Source organism: Achromobacter arsenitoxydans SY8 (assembly GCF_000236785.1).
Classification (GTDB): domain Bacteria; phylum Pseudomonadota; class Gammaproteobacteria; order Burkholderiales; family Burkholderiaceae_B; genus Achromobacter; species Achromobacter arsenitoxydans.
Genome location: NZ_AGUF01000055.1, coordinates 68,207 through 88,463, shown reverse-complemented (window position 1 = coordinate 88,463; position 20,257 = coordinate 68,207). Strand labels below are relative to the sequence as shown.

17 protein-coding genes and 3 tRNA genes are annotated in these 20,257 nt (G+C 65.6%); 11 read left to right on the top strand and 9 right to left on the bottom strand.

The window, feature by feature from the left end:
- Positions 1-268: 268 nt before the first annotated feature.
- Both rluB and scpB read right to left on the bottom strand, forming a co-directional pair.
- Positions 269-2,092 (bottom strand): 23S rRNA pseudouridine(2605) synthase RluB, encoded by a 1,824-nt coding sequence (gene rluB, locus KYC_RS16015; RefSeq protein ID WP_008164148.1) that lies wholly within the window; start codon positions 2,090-2,092, stop codon positions 269-271.
- A 35-nt stretch (positions 2,093-2,127) separates the two neighbouring features.
- Positions 2,128-3,402, bottom strand: a complete 1,275-nt coding sequence (gene scpB, locus KYC_RS16010; RefSeq protein WP_238531951.1) for an SMC-Scp complex subunit ScpB — start codon at positions 3,400-3,402, stop codon at positions 2,128-2,130.
- 69 nt (positions 3,403-3,471) lie between these two features.
- Here scpB and KYC_RS16005 point away from each other — a divergent pair.
- Positions 3,472-3,548, top strand: a tRNA-Met gene (locus tag KYC_RS16005).
- 738 nt (positions 3,549-4,286) lie between these two features.
- Here the strand turns inward: KYC_RS16005 and KYC_RS16000 are convergent.
- The 3 genes from KYC_RS16000 to KYC_RS15990 form a co-directional block, all read right to left on the bottom strand.
- The gene (locus KYC_RS16000) at positions 4,287-5,192 is read right to left on the bottom strand and encodes a LysR family transcriptional regulator (protein WP_085945470.1); all 906 of its coding nucleotides are present in this window, start codon (positions 5,190-5,192) and stop codon (positions 4,287-4,289) included.
- A 107-nt stretch (positions 5,193-5,299) separates the two neighbouring features.
- Complete coding sequence (locus KYC_RS15995) at positions 5,300-6,331, bottom strand: CobW family GTP-binding protein (RefSeq protein WP_238531943.1); 1,032 nt, start codon at positions 6,329-6,331, stop codon at positions 5,300-5,302.
- A 126-nt stretch (positions 6,332-6,457) separates the two neighbouring features.
- Positions 6,458-6,533 (bottom strand) — tRNA-Asn (locus tag KYC_RS15990).
- Positions 6,534-6,746: 213 nt separating this feature from the next.
- Here KYC_RS15990 and KYC_RS15985 point away from each other — a divergent pair.
- From KYC_RS15985 to KYC_RS15970, 4 genes are all read left to right on the top strand, one after another.
- Positions 6,747-6,822 (top strand) — tRNA-Thr (locus tag KYC_RS15985).
- Between the two features lie 135 nt (positions 6,823-6,957).
- Entirely contained in the window at positions 6,958-7,617 is a 660-nt protein-coding gene (locus KYC_RS15980) for a response regulator (RefSeq protein ID WP_008164139.1), read from the top strand.
- Entirely contained in the window at positions 7,614-8,942 is a 1,329-nt protein-coding gene (locus KYC_RS15975) for a sensor histidine kinase (RefSeq protein WP_008164137.1), read from the top strand. Before KYC_RS15980 ends, KYC_RS15975 begins: the two co-directional genes overlap by 4 nt.
- A 64-nt stretch (positions 8,943-9,006) precedes the next feature.
- Positions 9,007-10,449 (top strand): DegQ family serine endoprotease, encoded by a 1,443-nt coding sequence (locus KYC_RS15970; protein ID WP_008164134.1) that lies wholly within the window; start codon positions 9,007-9,009, stop codon positions 10,447-10,449.
- 13 nt (positions 10,450-10,462) lie between these two features.
- On the opposite strand, the gene maiA is transcribed toward KYC_RS15970, so the two are convergent.
- Genes maiA through KYC_RS15955 form a run of 3 tightly spaced genes read right to left on the bottom strand, consistent with a single transcriptional unit; the run spans position 10,463 to position 12,611 of the window.
- Entirely contained in the window at positions 10,463-11,107 is a 645-nt protein-coding gene (gene maiA, locus KYC_RS15965) for a maleylacetoacetate isomerase (RefSeq protein WP_008164133.1), read from the bottom strand.
- A 50-nt stretch (positions 11,108-11,157) separates the two neighbouring features.
- A complete protein-coding gene (ispH, locus tag KYC_RS15960) occupies positions 11,158-12,135 on the bottom strand; it encodes a 4-hydroxy-3-methylbut-2-enyl diphosphate reductase (RefSeq protein WP_008164131.1) in 978 nt (325 codons plus the stop codon).
- Positions 12,135-12,611, bottom strand: a complete 477-nt coding sequence (locus tag KYC_RS15955) for an FKBP-type peptidyl-prolyl cis-trans isomerase (protein ID WP_081478052.1) — start codon at positions 12,609-12,611, stop codon at positions 12,135-12,137. The genes ispH and KYC_RS15955 overlap by 1 nt, the downstream gene beginning before the upstream one ends.
- A 49-nt stretch (positions 12,612-12,660) precedes the next feature.
- On the opposite strand from KYC_RS15955, the gene radC reads away from it, so the two are divergent.
- The 6 genes from radC to KYC_RS15925 all read left to right on the top strand — a co-directional run bounded on the left by radC (position 12,661) and on the right by KYC_RS15925 (position 18,827).
- Complete coding sequence (radC, locus tag KYC_RS15950; protein WP_008164126.1) at positions 12,661-13,338, top strand: RadC family protein; 678 nt, start codon at positions 12,661-12,663, stop codon at positions 13,336-13,338.
- 91 nt (positions 13,339-13,429) lie between these two features.
- A complete protein-coding gene (gene kynB, locus KYC_RS15945; RefSeq protein WP_008164125.1) occupies positions 13,430-14,056 on the top strand; it encodes an arylformamidase in 627 nt (208 codons plus the stop codon).
- Between the two features lie 146 nt (positions 14,057-14,202).
- Positions 14,203-15,051 carry a tryptophan 2,3-dioxygenase gene (gene kynA / locus KYC_RS15940; RefSeq protein ID WP_008164122.1) on the top strand — a complete coding sequence of 283 codons (849 nt, stop codon included), beginning with the start codon at positions 14,203-14,205 and terminating at the stop codon, positions 15,049-15,051.
- Between the two features lie 257 nt (positions 15,052-15,308).
- Positions 15,309-15,575 carry a type B 50S ribosomal protein L31 gene (locus tag KYC_RS15935; RefSeq protein ID WP_008164119.1) on the top strand — a complete coding sequence of 89 codons (267 nt, stop codon included), beginning with the start codon at positions 15,309-15,311 and terminating at the stop codon, positions 15,573-15,575.
- A gap of 124 nt (positions 15,576-15,699) precedes the next feature.
- Positions 15,700-17,430, top strand: coding sequence for an ArnT family glycosyltransferase (locus KYC_RS15930; RefSeq protein WP_043518642.1), 1,731 nt, complete (start codon positions 15,700-15,702; stop codon positions 17,428-17,430).
- On the top strand, positions 17,427-18,827 hold the full coding sequence (locus KYC_RS15925) for an MATE family efflux transporter (protein WP_008164116.1): 1,401 nt from the start codon (positions 17,427-17,429) through the stop codon (positions 18,825-18,827). Before KYC_RS15930 ends, KYC_RS15925 begins: the two co-directional genes overlap by 4 nt.
- A 53-nt stretch (positions 18,828-18,880) precedes the next feature.
- On the opposite strand, the gene paaK is transcribed toward KYC_RS15925, so the two are convergent.
- A complete protein-coding gene (gene paaK, locus KYC_RS15920; protein ID WP_008164114.1) occupies positions 18,881-20,194 on the bottom strand; it encodes a phenylacetate--CoA ligase PaaK in 1,314 nt (437 codons plus the stop codon).
- Between the last annotated feature and the right edge of the window lie 63 nt (positions 20,195-20,257).

The following is a 20,257-nucleotide window of genomic DNA, read 5'->3' as shown; positions in this document are numbered from 1 at the left end:
CAAGCACCAAGAAGACTGCTACAAACAGCGCCTGGCAACACGCCGGCACAGTAACCGTGCGCCCGACCAGCGAAACGCCGCCGGCGTACTTTTTACTGCAAGCCGCACTGCTGCAAAGCGGTGCGCGCGGCAAAAAGCAATGACGCGAAGCCATGAAAACCATTGATTTTACCAGATAAACCGGAAAAATGCCTGATTCGTCACGGGCTTACGTTTATGTGGGACGCATCCGATGCGGCGACGCGGTTCGCGCGCCGCCATCAACAGGTCAACGCCCCTGCCGGCCCCGCCCGCCGCCCATCACGCCCAGGCGGGATTCGTGCGCCGATGCGCTGCGGGGCTGCCAATCGTCGCCGCGGGAGGACCCTTCGCCACGCGAGGATCCACCCCGGGGCGTGCGCGGCTTGCCGCCAGCGCCCGGGCCCTTGTTGCCGCCGGCCGTGCGCGAACCTTCGGCCTTGCCGCCGCGCCCACCCGCGGCCGGCTTGCCGCCGCGTCCGGGATTTGCGCCGCGCGCGCCCGAAGGCTTGCCGCCTGCCGGTTTGCCACCAGCAGGCTTGCCCCCGGACGACTTGCCGCCGGCAGACCTGCGGCCCGCGCCTGCGGGCGCTTCCGAGATTGCACCAGGGGCCGTATTGTCCAATGCCACGTTTCCGGCTGGACCGTTCGCGGCGCCGCGCGGACCGCGCGGCTTGGCGCCGGAACGGCCGCCGGCGGCCTTGCCGCCCGGCTTGCCCCGCGAACCCGCCGGCTTGCCGCCCTTGCGATTGCCCAGCCCCCCTTCCCCGCCCCCGCCCAGCGGATGGCCGTTGGCGTAGCCGCCGGCAATCATCAGGCCAGTACCAAAGGGATCCGACGGACACGCGGCTGCCTGCCCGGCGCTGCCCATGCCGCCGCCCTGCAGCTTGCCACGGCGACCGATGCGGGCGCCGTTCATGCCATTGCGATCCATCGTGCCAAACCCCGGCGGCAGCGCGCTGTCGTGCGATTGCGGCTGTTTGGAGCGGCGCCGGTTGCCAGAAGAATCGTCGTCTTCGCGCAACAGACCCAACTGGACCATCAGCGCGGAGACCAGCGAGGCGTCCAGCTCATCCCAACGGCCGCGGCGCAGCGTGCGCGGCAGGACCACGTCGCCGAAACGCGTGCGGATCAGGCGGCTGACGGTGACGCCTACTGCTTCGAACATGCGGCGCACTTCGCGATTGCGGCCTTCCTGCAGCGTGACGCGGTACCAGCGGTTGCTGCCGTCGCCGCCCAGGTAATCCAGCGAGCCGAACGCGGCCATGCCGTCTTCGAGCTCGATGCCGTCGACCAGCGACTGGCGCTGCGCCTCGTCCATTTCCCCCAGGACCCGGACCGCGTACTCGCGTTCCGTGCCGTAGCGGGGGTGCATGATGCGATTGGCCATGTCGCCGGACGTCGTGAAGATCAGCAGCCCCTCGGTGTTCAGGTCAAGGCGGCCCACCGACAGCCACTTGCCGGTGCGCAGCTTGGGCAGGCGCGCGAATACGCTGGCGCGGCCGCCCGGATCGTCGTGGCTGACGATTTCGCCGGCCGGCTTGTGATACAGGATCACGCGCGGGGGCTTCTTGGTGTTCGCCCGCATGATGGGCTTGCCATTGACACGCACCTGGTCATTGGCCCCCACGCGCTGCCCGATGTGGGCAGGCTCGCCATTGACCGACACCCGGCCCGCGACGATCAGTTCTTCCATCTCGCGGCGCGAACCGATCCCGGCGTCGGCCAGCACCTTGTGCAGCTTGGGCATGATGGCTTCGCTGTTCAGGTACTTGCCCAGCCGCTGCTCCATGCGGTCCGCCGTATCCAGGTAAGCCAGCGCCTGCTCGGCCTCCTGCTCGCCGCCGCGGGATTCCGCAGGTTCGGCAGGCGCAGCCGCCTCGGCAGGCTGCCCTTCCGCCGCCGGCGCCTGCTCGGCCGCGGCATCGCCGCGGCGACGGCGAAACGGCGTCCTCAGCTTGCGGCCCCGGCCACGGGCGCCGGCGTCGCCTTCGGCTGCCGGTTCGCGAGAGGCGGAGGATTCCGGCTGGCCGCCATTGGCGGCATCATCCGAGCGGGGGGTGTCGTCCTGCATTGCTGTATTCGTTGTCACTGGGACAGCTCCGAATTTCAAACTTGGGTAGGCCTGCCGGGAGCAGGCGCGTCATCATCATCTGGGAAACCCGAATCCCGTCCAGGCCCGGACCGCTCGCGGTCCGCCGCTACCGAATCCTCGGAATCGGGGTCGGACGGCACAGCCTGACCAAGACCATGAGCGGGCTCATGCCCGGCAGCGCCTGGCGCCACGGTATCGGTCTTGTCTATCGGGTCGGTCGGTTCCGCGTGTTTTGCGTTCTCGACGCTTTCCTTTGCAGCACCGGCCTCGGAGGCATCGGCGGCCATATCGGAAATGTCGTTGCCAGCCCTGTCATCGGGAAAACCGGACGAGGACGGCGTATCGGACAAGCCTTCGGCTTGCTCCCGGACGGTGGATTCGTCTGCGGGATCCGCGCCTTCTTCTGAGCGCGAAAGCAGCGATTCTACGCTATCGGCCGCAGCTATGGGGGCATCGTGTTCCGAAACAGACAATTCCGCAACCGGAATATTCGCCTCTGCGTCGGCGTCCGCATCCGGATTCTGTGTATTTTCGGCATCGTACCCAGCCTGTCGCGCGGCGGCGACATCTTCTTGCGGGCCGCCCTGATCGTCGGCAGCCGGCGCTTCCTGCGCAGTCTCGACCTCGGCGGCGACTACCCCATCCGCAGCGACGCCCCCACCGGCGGCAGCTTCACCTTCGGCGCCGGCTTCGCCTTCCGCGGGCCCCGTGGCCTCGCCAAGAACCTGCTGCACTTCGCCCAAATCCAGCCCCGCCAGCGCGGCGGCGGCATGCGCGGATTCCAGCGGCGGCAATTCGTCGAGCGCCCGCAGCCCCAGGTCATCCAGGAATTGGCGCGTCGTGCCGAACAGCGCGGGACGGCCCGGCGCGTCGCGATGCCCGATCACCTCGATCCAGCCGCGATCCTCGAGCGCCTTCACGATCTGCGACGACACCGTCACGCCCCGGATATCTTCGATGTCGCCGCGCGTTACGGGCTGCCGCCACGCCACAATCGCCAGCGTTTCCATGACGGCGCGCGAATACTTGGGCGGTTTTTCCGGGCTCAGGCGCTCCAGATAGCGCTGCATGCTCGGGCGGCTCTGAAAACGCCAGCCGGACGCCAATTGCACAAGCTCAAGACCGCCATCGGCCCAATTGCTCTGCAGGGTTTCCAGCAGGCCGCGCACGGCGCTGTTGTCGAATTGTTCATCATCTCCGAAAAGCTTGCGCATATCGGAAATCTGCATCGGCTGCACCGCGCACAGCAGCGCGGTTTCCAGCACGAGTATTGCCTCGCTATCGTTCATCGACATTCAAATTCTAAAAGGGGCTAACTTGCGCTAGGTTGAAAATAGGGTTAATATTCTTTTCTCAGACGCGGGGTGGAGCAGTCTGGCAGCTCGTCGGGCTCATAACCCGAAGGTCGTAGGTTCAAATCCTGCCCCCGCAACCAAATTGATCAAGGCCTGGCGAATGCGCCGGGCCTTTTTCATTTGCGCCGCGCATTTTGCGGCGGCGCGGGTTTGATGAATGGCGCGCTTCGCGCCAGCAGCGCTCGCAGCCAGGTGCTCACGGGCAACCACATTCAAATCCAAACACAGACCCGGACGCGCACCCAGACCCGCGCGGACCGCCTGATGAGCAGTCACGCAACAGAGAATGTTGGCTTGCGTAGTTATCACTCGTTTCCTGTTTTACCGCTGCGCCTGCCCACGACACGGCCACGCGCACAAGGCGGATGAGCTGCCGCAACATCCGTCTGGACGGATGCCCTGAGCAAACACTGGAAAAGCCGGCGCCAATCGTGCTGGCGCGAATCGCCAATAATGGCTGCGGAATGCGCGAAAACCTTCAGCGCCTAACCTTCCGCGGAAATTGATAGCAAAGACCAGATCGACAGGCATCGGCCACTTCGGAATGGCGAATAGAGCGCCACACCACGACCAATATGCCTCCCCTTGCGCGCACGGAAAGCAATTGCCGCGTACGCCGCCCAGCCGCTCGGCCGGTTCTTACGATTGTTAGGTATTTTCTAAGGCCTGATGCTAACGGACATTGGCGCGCCGGAAAATACCTGCCGGGGAATTCCCCCTGAGACTAGCAGCGCCAGATACGCCGGAACAGCTGCCAAATTATACCGCCATACGCCCCGCCCTCAAGCCGTAAGACGCCCCAGCGGCGCACAACGGCCTCAGACGGAACCGCCGTCCCACGGCGCCGAACCCAGGCGCTCCACCAGGAAGTCCAGCATCGACCGCAAGATCAGCGGCATCTGGCGACGCGAAGCGTACACGCCATAAATCCCCAATTCCTGCGGTTTGCATTGCGGCAAGACGGCCTGCAGCCTGCCCGAGGCAATATAGTCCGCCGCGTAATACGTGGGCAGCATGGCGATACCGGCGCCCTGCACCGCCGCACTCGCCAGCACCGACACCTCGTTGGCGCTGATGCTTCCGCTGACCGGCACATCGACCGGCTGGCCATCGCGCTCGAAGCGCCACAAGCTTTTGCCAAAGTATGAATGCGTAAGGCAGTTGCGCAGGGACAGATCTTCTATCCGCGCCGGCACACCCTCGCGCGCCAGGTACTCGGGCGAGGCGCAAACCACCGAGCGGCACACCGCCAGCTTGCGTGCAATCAGATTGGGATCGAGGTCGTTCGTGATGCGCACCGCCAGATCAACCCGCTCCTCGACCAGATTGACCGCACGCTCGACCAGCATCAGGTCCACGGACGTGCCCGGATGCAGCTTCACGTAATCGGTGACGGCGCCCGCCAGGTGTCTGGCGCCGAACGACATGCTGGTGGTGATGCGCAACAGGCCGCGCGGCGCATCCTCCGGCGTGGACACCGCATTGTGCAGGTCGCCCACCATATCCAGCATCTGCCGGCAGCGAGGCAAGGTCTCTGCACCCGCCGGCGTCAGGCTTAAACGCCTTGTTGTGCGATGCAACAGACGCACGCCAACCCACTGCTCCATCTCGGCCAGATAGCGCGACACCATCGCGCGCGACATGTCCAGATGAACCGCGGCCGCCGACAAGCTGCCTCGGTCGGCAACCTCGACAAACACCTGCATGGCTTTAAGACGGTCCATGATTGTCTCGATTCGTGCATCAGACCGTACCGGTTATACCGTATTTCCGTGCAACATCAGCAACGGAATATCGGTCAATGAAACCGTGTCCTTCCACGCCTGCGAAATCAGGCGGGAGATAGCCCCAGCGCATCAAGCACGGCGCCGCGAACCTGCTCCGCATCCACCCCTCGCACGATGTACACCAGGCGCGACTCGCGGCTGTCATCAGGCCATTGGACCAAGGGCCGCACGGGATAGAGTTCGCCGTGCACCCCATGCACCTCGCAGGGCAAGGCCTCGCCGCCGAAGCAGACCAACCCCTTCATTCTCAGCACGGCAGCCCCGAAGCGCTCATGGATGCGCGCCACGCCCGCCAGGAAGGCCGCCCGGGTGGGCGGCGGCGACAGCGTGACGGAAAAACTCGTCACGCCCGCATGCTGCGCCGCAGACCGCATGGAAAACGCTTGCAGCCAGTTGGCCGAAGCCAACCCATCGCGCCGCGCGAACGGAACCGCCCCCTCTTTCAGCACTTCGGCCAGCGGCTGGTCCGGCCGCTGCACGCAGCGGCGCGCCCCCGGATTGACGGCAGCCACAGCCAGTTCGGCGAGCCGCAACTGCGACGCATCGGCCAGATCGGATTTACTGAGCACCACCGTATCCGCTAGCGCGAGCTGACGGGCAGCTTCGGGTTGCGTATCCAATTGTCCGGCGCCATGCGTGGCCGCAACCACGACAATCGCCCCGCGATAGGCGTACCGCTCGGCCAGGAACTTGTCATGTTTCAACGTAAACAGAATGGGGGCGGGATCCGCCAGGCCGCTGGTTTCGATCAACACATGCCGGAAGGGCTTGATCTTGCGGCCGACCGCCAGCATGAACAGCTCGCGCAATGCGTTTACCACCGACCCGCTGACCACGCAGCAAAGACAGCCGCCCTCGACCAGCACCACACTGTCCGGCGCCAGCCGCACCAGGTGGTGATCCACGCCGGTATCGCCATACTCATTGACGATGACGACAGCATCGGCATAGGCGGACTCGCGCAACAAGCGGTTGAGCAGCGACGTTTTGCCGCTTCCCAGGAATCCGGAAATCACCGTGACGCCAATGCGCCTGTCTTCTTCCAGCCTGCCGCCTTCCATATCAATGGACCTCATCACCGCGCCCGCGGACACACGCACCACCAAGACGCTACGCCACACGCGACTCTAGCGGCGCGCCGCCGCAAAATTGGCGAAAAACCAAAAGGGCCACTCACTTGCGTGAGTGGCCCTGAAATTCTTTGGCTCCCCGAGCTGGGCTCGAACCAGCGACCTGCGGATTAACAGTCCGTCGCTCTACCGACTGAGCTATCGGGGAACTGCCAAGACCGAAATTATGAACGAAAAATCAGGCCAATGCAAATCGAGTTTTTTTAAAAGAAATTTGGGTTCCCCATTCCACTTTGCCGAAAAACTCTGATATGATCTCGGTCTTTCCAGATCGGGCCCTAAAAAGGCGGCGAACTGGAAAAACAAAGATGTTTTGCTTGCAACTTTCCGGCCTGGTCCAGAAACAAAAGCAAATGGTCTTGCCGGCATAGCTCAGTTGGTAGAGCAGCGCATTCGTAATGCGAAGGTCGTAGGTTCGACTCCTATTGCCGGCACCAATTCCAAAAAGCAGCCTTCGGGCTGCTTTTTTCATTTTGGCCACGCTTGTGACCAAGCCCCCCCTTGCTCTTGCAAGGGAACTCGGACCGGCCGCCGCGCATCCAACCCGCTGGACCACCCTAGCGGAAACTAGCATGCGCATCCTCCTCGTCGAAGACGACGCCATGATCGGCGAAAGCGTGTTGGACTGCCTGCGCGCGGAGCACTATGCCGTCGACTGGGTCAAGGACGGCAGCGCGGCGGACCTTGCGCTGCGCACCGATCCCTACGACCTTGTCCTGCTGGATCTCGGCCTGCCCAAGCGCGATGGCCTTACCCTGCTGCGCGACCTGCGCGCGCGCAAGGACCGCACGCCGGTGCTGGTCGCCACGGCGCGGGACGCTGTCAGCGACCGCATCGCCGGGCTGGACGCTGGCGCGGACGACTACATCGTCAAGCCCTACGACATGGACGAACTGCTGGCGCGCATGCGCGCGCTGATCCGCCGCAGCGCGGGCCGCGCCGAACCCGTTTTCGAGCATGAAGGCATCACCATCGACCCGCAATCCCATGCCGCCATGGTTGATGGCGCCCCCGTGGCCCTGACCGCGCGCGAATGGGCCGTGCTGGAACCCTTGATCGCGCGGCCCGGCATGATTTTTTCGCGCGCCCAGCTCGAGGAAAAGCTCTACAGCTGGAAGGACAGCATCAGCAGCAACGCGGTTGAGGTATATATTCATGGCCTGCGCAAGAAATTGGGTCAGAACCTGATCCAGAACGTCAGAGGCGTCGGCTATGTCATCCCCAAAACATGAGCATTCCGCTTAGCTATTCGCTGAGAGCCAGACTGCTTTTTTTCCTGCTGGCCGCCATCGCGGTCGGCGCGCTGGTGCAAGGCGCAATCGCCTACCGCAGCACCCTGGCGCAAGCCGACGACATCTTCGACTCCCTGCTTCAGCGCACCGCCCTGTCGCTGGGCACCGGCGACGGCCTGCTCAGCACGGGCCCGACCCACGCGCGCGGCGCCGGCTCGCCGGTCGCCGACGACCTGATCATCCAGATCTGGACGCCCGACGGCGTGCGGGTCTTCAATTCCCGTTCGCGCCTTCCCCTGCCCAGCCAGATCGTGCTTGGCTTTTCCGACGCCAGGCTGGAAGGCGTCACGTACCGCGTCTACTCGCTGGCCACGCCCTTTCAGGTGATTCAGGTAGCCCAGGACATGGGCGTGCGCAAGAACATGGCGCGAGCGTTGGCGCTGCGCACCGTGGCGCCCATCGCGGCTGCGGCGCCGCTGCTGATGCTGATCATCTGGTGCGTCGTCAGCTGGTCCCTGCGGCCCGTCAAGCGCGCACGCGCCCAGGTGGCCGCGCGCCAGCCCGAGGACCTTTCGCCCGTCAGCGTGCGGGGGCTGCCCGACGAGATCCGCCCCCTGGTTCAGGAACTGAACCTGCTGCTCGAGCGCATGCGCGGCGCGTTTGCCCAGCAAAAGCAGTTCGTGGGCGATGCGGCTCACGAACTGCGCTCGCCGCTGGCGGCGCTGCGGCTGCAGATGCAGGCGCTGCAACGCGCGGACGACGCCGACGCGCGCCGCCTGGCCGAACAGCGGCTGGCCGCGGGCATCGACCGCGCAACGCGCCTGGTCGAGCAGTTGCTGTCCATGGCCCGGCACGAAAGCGCCGAGGAGCTGGCGCCGCCCGCGCCGGTCGACCTCGCCGACGTGCTGCGCCAGGCGCTTTCCGAAACCCTGGCGCAGGCCAATGCCAAATCGCTCGACATCGGACTGGACGGCGAGCCCGGCGCCACCGTGCAGGGCAATCGCGATTCGCTGGTCCAGATGGTTCGCAACCTGCTTGAGAACGCCATCAAGCATTCGCCCGCCAACGGTCGCATCGGCATGCGCCTTGAACGCGCCGGCCAACGGATCTCGCTGCTGATCGACGACGAAGGTCCGGGCATCGCCCCGGACGAACGCGAGCGAGTCTTTGACCGGTTCTACCGCGTCCCCGGCAATACGCAGCTTGGAAGCGGGCTGGGCCTGGCGATCGCACGCGCCATCGCCGGCCGCCACGGCGCGGCCATCACGCTGCAGGACACGCCCACGGGGCACGGCCTGCGGGCCCGGGTGGATTTCCCCGCTTAAGATTCGCCTAAGTGTCAGCCCCGAAGATAGCGCCATGTCCCTAAACATGTACGCAGGAGCCGACATGAAGACCAAGCAAATGAAACCCTCGCGCCTCGTCCTGGCGCTGCTGGCCGCCGGCGCCATTGGCGGCGCGGGCGCAACCGCATTGACCGGCAGCGTTTCGATGGCAGCCGACGCCCCGACCAGCGCGTCCACGCCGGCGATCAGCACCGCCACGCCGCCCAATTTCGCGCAGATCACGCGCGACTTCGGCCCGGCCGTCGTCAACATCAGCGTAAGCGGCACCCGCAAGGTTTCGGCCGCCGACAGCGACGATCCCTTCGCGCAATTCTTCGGCCAGATTCCCGGCTCGCGCGGCCGCGCGCCGGAACGCGAGGTGCCGATGCGCGGCGAAGGCTCCGGCTTTATCGTCAGCCAGGACGGCATCATCCTGACCAATGCGCACGTGGTCCAGGACGCCAAGGAAGTGACCGTCAAGATGACCGACCGCCGCGAATACAAGGCCAAGGTGCTGGGCGCCGATCCGCAGACCGACGTCGCCGTCATCAAGATCGAGGCGAAGAACCTGCCGGTGGTGAAGGTGGGCGACGTCAACCGGCTGCAGGTCGGCGAATGGGTTCTGGCCATCGGCTCGCCCTACGGCCTGGAGAACACCGCCACCGCAGGCATCGTCAGCGCCAAGGGCCGTTCACTGCCGGACGACACGTCGGTTCCCTTCATCCAGACCGACGTCGCGGTCAACCCCGGCAACTCCGGCGGGCCGCTGTTCAACGACCGCGGCGAGGTCGTGGGCATCAACTCCCAGATCTACAGCCGCACTGGCGGATTCCAGGGCCTGTCGTTCTCGATCCCCATCGACCTGGCCTACAAGATCAAGGACCAGATCGTCGAGCACGGCAAGGTGCAGCATGCAAGGCTGGGCGTGACGGTGCAGGAAGTGAACCAGGACCTGGCCAACTCCTTCAAGCTGGACTCGCCGTCCGGCGCGCTGGTGTCGAGCGTCGAGAAGGGCAGCGCGGCCGAAAAGGCCGGCCTGCAGCCCGGCGACGTGGTGCGCAAGATCGACGGCAGGACCATCGTGTCTTCCGGCGACCTGGCTTCGACCATCACGATGGCCGCCCCCGGCGAGAAGATCAAGCTGGACGTGTGGCGCAGCGGCGCGCAAAAGGAACTGGTGGCCACTCTTGGCGGCGCGCCCAAGGACAAGACGCAGGCGTCAGCGGACGGCCAGGAAGTGCAGCGCGGCCAGCTCGGCCTGGCGCTGCGCCCCCTGAGTCCGCAGGAACAGCAGGCATCGGGTTCCGAAGGCCTGCTGATCGAGCGGTCGATCGGCCCGTCCGCTAAGGCCGGCATTCAGCCGGGAGATGTGCTGCTGTCGCTCAATGGCGTGCCCGTGCACGACGTCGGGCAGGTCAAGGCCGAACTGGCCAAGGCCGGCAAGACCGTGGCCCTGCTGGTGCAGCGCGGAGAAGACAAGATCTTCGTGCCAGTGCAGGTCGGCTAAGCCGCTTCCCGCGTCACTCTGCGTCGGGCTGGTTGCCCGGCGCGGCCGCTTCAAACGCCGGCAGCGCCCGGCAGGCGGCGTCGATGCGCACCACGTTGGGCATCGACGAGAGGTCACATTCGAAACGCTGCGCGTTGGCCACCTGCGGCACCAGGCACAGGTCGGCGATCGTGGGCGTGTCGCCGTGGCAGAAGCGGCCCGTGGCGCTGGAATGCGCCAACTGCGATTCCAGCGCTTCCAGCCCCTGATGCACCCAATGCTTGTACCAAGCGGTCTTGGCGGCCTCGTCCACGCCCAAAGTGTGCTTCAGATACTTCAGCACGCGCAGGTTGTTCAGCGGATGGGTATCGCAGGCGATGCCCAGCGCCAGATCGCGCACACGAGCCCGGCCGATGGCGTCGGCAGGCAGCAGCGGCGTCTGCGGATGCGTTTCTTCCAGGTACTCGATGATGGCCAGCGACTGGCCGATGACCGCATCGCCGTCCACCAGCGTAGGCACCAGCGCGGTCGGGTTCACCTTGCGATAGTCGGCGGACAGCTGCTGCCCTCCGTCCTTCAGCAAATGCACCGCCAGATATTCGTAGGGCAGGCCCTTCAGGTTGAGGGCGATGCGCACGCGATACGCGGCCGAGCTGCGGAAGTAGCTGTACAGCTGCATGAAGTCTCCTTGGTGTTCTTATTGCGCCGCCCCATCCGGGCGGCGCATGTTCATTCCAGCGATTCGGTCTTGGCCGCCTTGCGGGACAGGCCCTTGGGCAACGGGAACGCCACATTCTCTTCCAGGCCCGGCATCTTGCGTACCGAGACGGCGCCCAGCTCCTTGACGCGCGCGATGACCTGCTGCACCAGGATCTCGGGCGCCGAGGCGCCCGCCGTCACGCCGATGCGCTTACGGCCGACCAGCCACGCGGGGTCAATGGAATGCGCGCCGTCGATCAGGTGCGACGCCACGCCCTTGCGTTCCGCGACCTCGCGCAAGCGATTGGAGTTGGAGCTATTTGGGCTGCCGACGACCAGCACCAGGTCGCATTCCGGCGCCATCACCTTGACCGCGTCCTGGCGGTTCTGGGTGGCGTAGCAGATGTCGCTCTTCTTGGGCTCGGCGATGCTGGGAAAGCGCGCCTTGAGCGCCTGCGACACTGCCGCCGCGTCATCCACGGACAGCGTCGTCTGCGTGACGTAGGCAAGGTTTGCGGGATCAGAGACCTCGAGGCTGGCCACGTCTTCTACTGTCTCGACGAGATACATGCCGCCCTGCGCCTGGCCCAGCGTTCCTTCGACCTCGGGATGGCCCTTGTGGCCGATCATGATGATCTCGCGGCCCGCGGCGCGCATGCGCGCGACCTCGATGTGGACCTTGGTGACCAGGGGGCAGGTGGCGTCGAAGACCTGCAGGCCGCGCGCCTCCGCTTCGGCCCGCACCGCCTTGGACACGCCGTGCGCCGAGAAGACCACGATGGAGCCTGCGGGAGCGTCGTCGAGTTCGTCGATGAAGATCGCACCCTTTGCGCGCAGATCTTCCACGACGTAGCGGTTGTGAACGATTTCGTGGCGCACATAGATGGGCGCGCCGTGCAGCTCGATCGCGCGCTCGACGATATCAATGGCGCGATCCACGCCTGCACAGAAGCCGCGCGGCTGCGCCAGCAGGACTTCGGCGTCGGAGGCGGTGACAGCCTGGCTCATCAAAGCACTCCCAGCAGCGCCACGTCGACCTGCAGGCTGATGCCCGCCAGGGGGTGGTTGAAATCGAACAGGGCGGACTCGTCGTTGATTTCCTTCAGGACGCCCGAATACCGCCCGCCGTTGGGCGCGGTGAATTCCACCAGGTCGCCCGGCTCGAATGTGGCGTCCGCGCCGGCGTGCTCGGCGAGCATCGCGCGCGTCACGCGCTGGATCAGTTCGGGGTTGCGGTCGCCGTAAGCATCGGCCGGCGCCACCGTGACGCTGAACTTGTCGCCCTCGGCGCGGCCGACCAAGGCCGCCTCCAGGCCAGGCGCCCATTGGCCGCTGCCCATTTGCAGCGTGCCGGGCCGGCCATCGAAGGTGTTGGCGAACACCGAACCCGCGCCCGGGCCGGAAGCCAGCGTAATCCGGTAATGCAGCGTCAGGTAGGAATCCGGACGGACCAAAACGTTCACTTCGTTAGAGGCGATGCTCAAGATCTGCCACCGTATGGGAATTAGGAAAACCCTTATTTTAGAGCCTCTTATGAAATTGTCCGATCGGCTGTCCAGACAAGAGCGTCCCCGAGAACGCCTGATGCGCCACGGGGCAGCCTCTATCCAGGATGCGGAACTGCTCGCCATTGCCCTGCGCACGGGCATTCCGGGCCTGAATGTGGTGGACCTGTGCCGCACCCTGCTGGACCGCTTTGGCGGCTTGCGCGGCCTGCTTGGCGCCCCGCCCGAGGAACTCATGACCGTGGCCGGACTGGGTTCAGCCAAGGCCTGCACATTGGCCGCCCTGCTGGAGCTGGCCCGGCGGGCCCTCGAGGAAGACCTGGCCCGCGACAGCCCGATGAATCATCCGGCCCGGGTCAAGCAATATTGCAGGGCGGCGCTGGCCCATCGCCAGGTGGAGCATTGCATCGCCCTCTACCTGGACAACCAGCTGCGCCTGATCGCCACCGGGGAACTGGCCCGCGGGACCCTTTCGCAGGCCGCCGTCTACCCCAGGGAAGTCGTACGCGAGGCCCTGCGCCACCACGCGGCCGCCCTGATCGTCGCCCACAACCACCCTTCCGGCCTGGCGGCGCCCAGCGCCGCCGACCACGGCTTCACCAGGCACCTCAAGGAAGCCCTGGCGCTGGTGGACATCAAGCTGGTGGACCACCTGATCGTCGCTGGCGGCGCCGCGGTGTCCCTGGCCGAACTGGGCTGCCTGTGACCCCCATCCCCACCGGAATTCGTTAGACTACCGCCCGATATTGCTTTAGGCTTCACCTAATCCCGGCCTCCGCGACCCTTTTGCGCCCGACATGAAACGCCTGTGGGATATTTCCCCGCCCGTCTCGACGTCTTCGCCCGTTTTTCCTGGCGATACGCCCTACCGCCAGCAATGGAAGTGGTCGCTCGCGCCCGGCTGTCCCGTCAATGTCAGCGAAATCACGCTTTCCCCGCACATCGGTGCGCACGCGGACGCCCCCCTGCACTACCAGAACGGGGCAGCCGCCATCGGAGCGGTTTCCCTGGAGCCGTTTCTTGGCCCCTGTCGCGTCATCCACGCGATTGATTGCGGCCCGCTGATCACCCCCGAACATCTGGCCCATGCATCCCTGAATATGCCGCCGCGCGTGCTGGTGCGCACTGCCAAGCATGCGGCGCAAGACTGGTGGACCGACGACTTCTCCGCCTACGCCCCCCAGACGATCGAATGGCTGGCGGAGCGCGGCGTCATGCTGATCGGACTGGATACCGCCAGCATCGACCCCGCGTCCAGCAAGACCCTGGACAGCCACCACACGATCTTGCGGCACGACATGCGCGTACTGGAAAACCTGGTGCTCGACGACGTGCCGGAAGGCGATTACGAACTGATCGCACTGCCGTTGGCGCTGGTCCAGGCTGATGCCAGCCCGGTTCGCGCCGTATTGCGCGAGCTATAGGCTGATTCGCCGGCCCAGGAGCGGTTGACCGGACTCAACCGCTCCGATTTGTGAACCAAGACCATGAAAACCCCTTTCGCGCCCGATTGGCGCGCCCTGCCCGCATCCGCCCGCCGCGCCGCCCCTCCCTGCCAAGGAGACCGCGCATGAGCCAGAACGAACGCCCCGAAGACATCGTCCGCCAGGAAAAGGCGCAGCTGGATTTCGCGCGCGACATGACCTACGGCGACTACCTGCACTTGGACGAGGTGCTGGGCGCCCAGCATCCGATGTCGCCCGAGCACAATGAAATGCTCTTCATCATCCAGCACCAGACCAGCGAACTCTGGATGAAGCTGATGCTCCACGAACTGCGGGCGGCCATCGCCAACGTGGCGGCCGACCGCCTGCAGCCCGCCTTCAAGATGCTGGCGCGCGTCAGCAAGATCATGGAACAACTGGTCCACGCCTGGGACGTGCTGGCGACCATGACGCCGCCCGAATATTCCGCGCTGCGCCCGTACCTGGCGCGCTCCAGCGGATTCCAGAGCTACCAGTACCGCCAGATCGAATTCCTGCTGGGCAACAAGAACGCCGCCATGCTCAAGCCGCATGCGCACCGCGCAGACCTCCTGGCCCAGGTCCAGAGCGCCTACGAGGCCCCATCGCTGTATGACGAGGCCTTGCGGCTGCTGGCCCGCAACGGCCTGGACGTGCCGGCCGATTACCTGGAGCGCGACTGGACGCAGCCTTACCAATCGTCGGCCGCCGTCGAGGCCGCTTGGCTTACGGTCTACCGCGATACCGACCGGTATTGGGCCCTGTACCAGTTGGGCGAAAAGCTGACGGACCTGGAAGACGCGTTTCGCTTGTGGCGGTTTCGCCACGTTACCACGGTCGAGCGGGTCATCGGCTTCAAACGCGGCACGGGCGGCACGTCGGGGGTGGATTACCTGCGGCGGATGCTCGAAGTCGTGCTTTTTCCGGAAATCTGGAAGCTGCGCACAGACCTGTAAGCGCACGGCCAAACCCGTCCCCGTTAACGCCCCCAGGCTCCGGCTCGGCGGGGTCGACGATTCCGGCTGGTCCGCGGAAATTTCCCATGCTAGAATTTGGGGTTACTTTTTGGATACGTGGCTAGAGCCGCCGCCGCGTGTGTTCACCTCTTTTGTAGTGAGCGCCGGGCGCGGGAGCTTTAGGCTCCGATTTTCGGCAACTCCAGCTGGCGACCCTAACAACCTGAGAAAGGCTCGAAAGAGCCTAGGAAAGCACCATGAAAGAAGGCATTCACCCCGAATACCGCGAAGTCGTCTTCGCCGACCTGCAAACGGGCAACAAGTTCATCACCCGCTCGACCGTGCAAACGCGCGAAACCGTCGAACTCGACGGCAAGACGTACCCGCTCTTCAAGTGCGACGTGACCTCCGAATCGCACCCGTTCTACACTGGCGCGCAGACCCGCATCGTCGAAACCGGCCGCGTGGAAAAGTTCCGCGCCCGCTTTGCCCGCACCGCTGGCACGGTCAAGTCCGCTTCCTGATCCTGTCGCTCCTGCGGGAGTCACAGCAAAAAGGCAGCCTTCGGGCTGCTTTTTTTTCCCCCTTGGCGGCTGAATCCGCGGCCCGGGGCTGGCGCAATCAGATCCGTCGGTTACATTAACGCCCGTGTCCCCACTTTCGATTTCCACTCCGGCCCGACTGACGTCGATGGCCACCGCAAAACTGCCCCGCCTCATCCTGCTGGGCCTGGCTCTGGCCTATATCGTGGCGGGGCTGTTCATGCGCGACCCGTGGAAAACCGACGACGCCGTCGGTTTGGCGACCATGATCACCGCCATCCGCGAAGGAGGCCTGACGTGGCTGCTGCCGCAGGTGGGGCACCTGGCCCATGCGGAAGAAGGCCCACTGATCACGTGGGTAGGCGCAATCAGCATCTGGCTGTTCGGCCCCTTCATCGGCGACATCACCGCTGGCCGCCTGCCCAACCTATTGTGGTTCGGCATCACGGCATCCAGCGTCTGGTACGGCACCTACCTGCTTGGCCGCCGCGCCGAGGCCCAGCCGCTGGCGCTGCCGTTCGGCGGCGAACCCGAACCACGCGACTACGGCCGCATGCTGGCCGACGCCGCGCTGCTATTACTGTTGGCTACTGTAGGCATCCTGCAGCGCACCCATGAAACCACGGTCGTGCCCGCCATCATGGCGTGCCAGGCGCTGGCGTTCTACTCGCTGGCCCGCACCGTGGATCGTCCCGTCACAGGCTCCACCACGCTGGGCATTGCGCTGGCCGCCAGCTTCCTGACGCGCGGCTGGGTCGGCGCCCTGCCCATCATGATCGGCGCCGCCCTGGCCTTCTACCCGCGCGGCCCGCTCTGGAAATGCAGGCGCTGGCTGCTCTGGGCCGCGGCCCTTGCCGCCGCGCTGATCCTGGCATGGTGGATTCCCGCCACCCAGAGCAGCGAGTACTGGATCCGGAACTGGAAGACCTGGAACCTGTCTTCCTTCGCCATGCCCAGCCTGCACGATGCGGGACGCACGCTGCGCGACCTTCCCTGGTATCTGTGGCCAACGTGGCCGCTGGCGCTGCTGGCCATCTGGCGCTGGCGCGCATGGATCTACGCGCCGCATATCTGGCTGCCCTTGATGCTGCTGGCGTGCTCGGCGCTGATCCTGTTCTTCCTGGACCAGGCCACCGATTCCGAATTCGTGCTGCTGGCGGTCCCTTGCGCGGTGCTGGGCGCGTTCTCGCTGCCAACCCTACGCCGCGGCGTGGTGAATACGCTGGATTGGTTCGCCGTCATGTGTTTTTCACTGACCGCGGCCACGGCCTGGCTTGGATGGGTGGCCCTGCACTTCCATTGGCCCGCACAGATTTCCCGCAACATCGCCCGCCAGACCACCGGCTACGAACCCGTCATCTCCTGGGTGGCCTTTGTGCTGGCGGTTATCTTCACACTGGCGTGGATCGGTCTGGTGGTGTGGCGGTTGCGGGTTCGCCCGCAAGCGCTGTGGCGCGGCACCGTGCTGTCGGCCGGCGGGCTGACCGTCACCTGGATCCTGCTGGTGCTGCTATGGCAACCCGCCGTCGACTATGCCCGCAGCTATCGCACGGTGTCGGGCCAACTGGCCCAGGCGCTCGAGCAGCACACCCGGCCCGGCGAATGTGTCCGCGGGCTGAGCCTTGGAAGCGGCCAGCGCGCATCGTTCCTGATCTTCAATAACCTGTCGTTCACGTTCGACACCCGCTGCACACTGGTCCTGCAGCAGACCAACAATCAGAGCCTGCGCGACGGCACCGCCGCGTACAGCGAAGGGGCCGAAGTCCTCTGGCAAGGCGGCCGGCGCGCCGACCGCTCCGAAGTCTTCCGCCTGCTGCGGACCGGCCCCAGGCAATGACGCCCGCACCCGCGGCGCCGATGACATTCGGCGCCACCCTGCGCGGCATCGCCAAGCAGGCCTGGCCTGTGCTGATCAGCCAATGGGCCGGCATTTCTTTCGGCGTGCTGGACACCGCCATGACGGGCCACTCCAGCCCCGACGACCTGGCGGCGATGGCCCTGTCCGCGTCGATATACATCACCGTCTTCGTGGGCCTGATGGGCGTCGTGCACGCGCTGATCCCCATCCTGGCCCAGCAGTTCGGCGCCGGCAACAACCGTGAAGTGGGCCGGAGCTGGGGCCAGGGCGTGTGGCTGGCGCTGGGCCTGTCGGTGGTCGGCGCAGCGCTCATGCTGTTTCCGGACCTGTGGCTGTCGATGTCGGGCGAAGTCGCGCCCGGCGTGCGCGACCGCATCGCGACCTACCTGCAGGCCTTGGTGCTCGCCCTGCCCGCGGCGTTGGTCTTCCGCACCATCTACGCGCTCGGCACCGCCGTGTCGCGGCCGAAGCTGGTCATGGCGATCAACCTGTCGATCATCGGCTTCAAGGCGCTGTTCAACTGGCTGTTCATCTACGGCAAGCTGGGCCTGCCGGCCATGGGTGCGGCCGGCGCCGGACTGGCGACGGCCGTGGTGTCCTGGATGAGCCTGGGGTTGGGCCTGTGGGTGATTACCCACGACCGCTACTACCGCCGGTTCCAGCTTCGGGTCGGCAGGCCCGACTGGAAGGCGCTGAAGGAACTGCTGCGCCTGGGCCTGCCCATGGGCGGGTCCTACCTGGTGGAAGTGTCCGCGTTCACATTCATGGCGCTGCTGGTCGCACGCGAAGGCACCTTCGTCACCGGAGGCCACCAGATCATGTCCAACCTTGCCGCCCTCTGCTACATGATGCCGATGGCGCTGGGCGTCGCCACCGCCGCGCTGACGGCGCAGGCTATCGGCGCGGGCAACCTCGCCCACGCCCATCGCACAGGCATGGCGGGACTGGTGCTGGGCCTGATGGGCGCGCTGCTGACGTCGGCGGTGCTGCTGGCGGGCCGGCCGCTGATTCTGGCGGCGTACACGGATGACGCCGCGGTGGCGGCCGTCGCGACAACGCTGCTGGCCGTCCTGCCGCTGTTCCACCTGTTCGACTCGATGCAATGCATCAACTCTTACCTGCTGCGCGCCTACAAGGTGGCGGTGGTGCCGCTGATCCTGCAAACGGTCGCGCTGGCCGGCGTGGGCCTGGTCGGCGGCTGGTGGTTCGGCTTCGGCCCGGGCCGAGGCGGGCTGGACGGCCTGCGCAACCTGCTGGTGCCCGGCTCGCCCGAGGGCGCCGGCAGCATGTGGCTGATGGCCATGTTCGGCCTGGCCCTGTCCGCCGCCCTGCTGCACTTGTGGTATCGGCGCATTGTGCGAACCCTGGGACGATAGGCAGTGCGCGAAAAAAAAAGGCAGCCCCTGGCTGCCTTTCTTACGCGCAAAACCTACTTCGGACGCCTGTCGATTACGCGCCGCGCCTTGCCGGTCAGGGTGCGTTCGACGTGGCCGGCGTCCGACACCTGGATGCGGGCGCTCACGCCAATGTGGGTCTTGACCGCGTGCTGCAGCTGCTTGCCCAGGTTCGCGCGTTCCGCGTCCGACAGGCCCGAGAACTCGGCGCGGACCTCGGTCAGGATTTCCAGTTCGTCCATATTGCCCGAACGGGACAGCACCAGCTGGTAGTGCGGCGCCAGCTGCGCAATTTTCAGGACCAGTTCCTCGACCTGCGTGGGGAACATGTTCACCCCGCGCACGATCAGCATGTCGTCGCTGCGGCCGGTGATCTTGCCGATGCGCCGCATGCTGCGCGAGGTCGGCGGCAAGAGGCGGGTCAGGTCGCGCGTGCGGTAACGGATGATGGGCATCGCTTCCTTTGTCAGCGACGTGAACACCAGCTCGCCGGGCTCGCCATCCGCGACCGGCTCGCCCGTGTCCGGATTGATGATCTCGGCGTAGAAGTGGTCTTCCCACACCACCGGGCCATCCTTGGTCTCGACGCATTCGCTGGCCACGCCCGGCCCCATGACTTCGGAAAGACCGTAGATGTCCACCGCATCAATGCCGGCTTCGGTTTCGATGTCGGCCCGCATCTGGCCCGTCCACGGCTCGGCGCCGAAGATGCCGATGCGCAGCGAGCTCTGACGCGGATCTATGCCCTGGCGGCGCTGCTCTTCCAGGATATTGCAGAAGTAGGACGGCGTGACCATGATGATGTCCGGACGGAAATCGCTGATCAGTTGCACCTGCTTTTCCGTCTGCCCGCCCGACATCGGAATGACCGTGCAGCCCAGGCGTTCCGCGCCGTAATGCGCACCCAGGCCGCCGGTGAACAAGCCGTAGCCGTAGGCCACGTGAACCGTATCGCCCGACTTGCCGCCCGCCGCGCGGATCGAACGCGCCACCAGGTTGGCCCAGTTGTCCAGGTCGCCCTTGGTGTAGCCCACCACCGTCGGCTTGCCGGTCGTGCCGCTGGACGCGTGAATGCGCGACACCTGCTCGCGCGGCACGGCGAACATGCCGAAGGGATAGTTTTCGCGCAGTTCCTTCTTGGTGGTGAACGGGAACTTCGAAATATCGGACAACTGCTTCAGGTCGTCCGGATGCACGCCCATTTCGTCGAACGCCTTCTTGTAGTGCGGGACGTTTTCGTAGGCGTGCTTGAGCGACCACTTCAGGCGCTCGAGCTGCAGGGCCCGCAGTTCGTCCTGGCTGGCATGCTCGATGGGATCCAGTCCCGGCTTGCTCATGGTGTTCGGCATGATGATGTCTCTCCTGAAATTCTCTACGCCCCGGCTCGGACGGCGCCGCGATGTTCCGCGCGC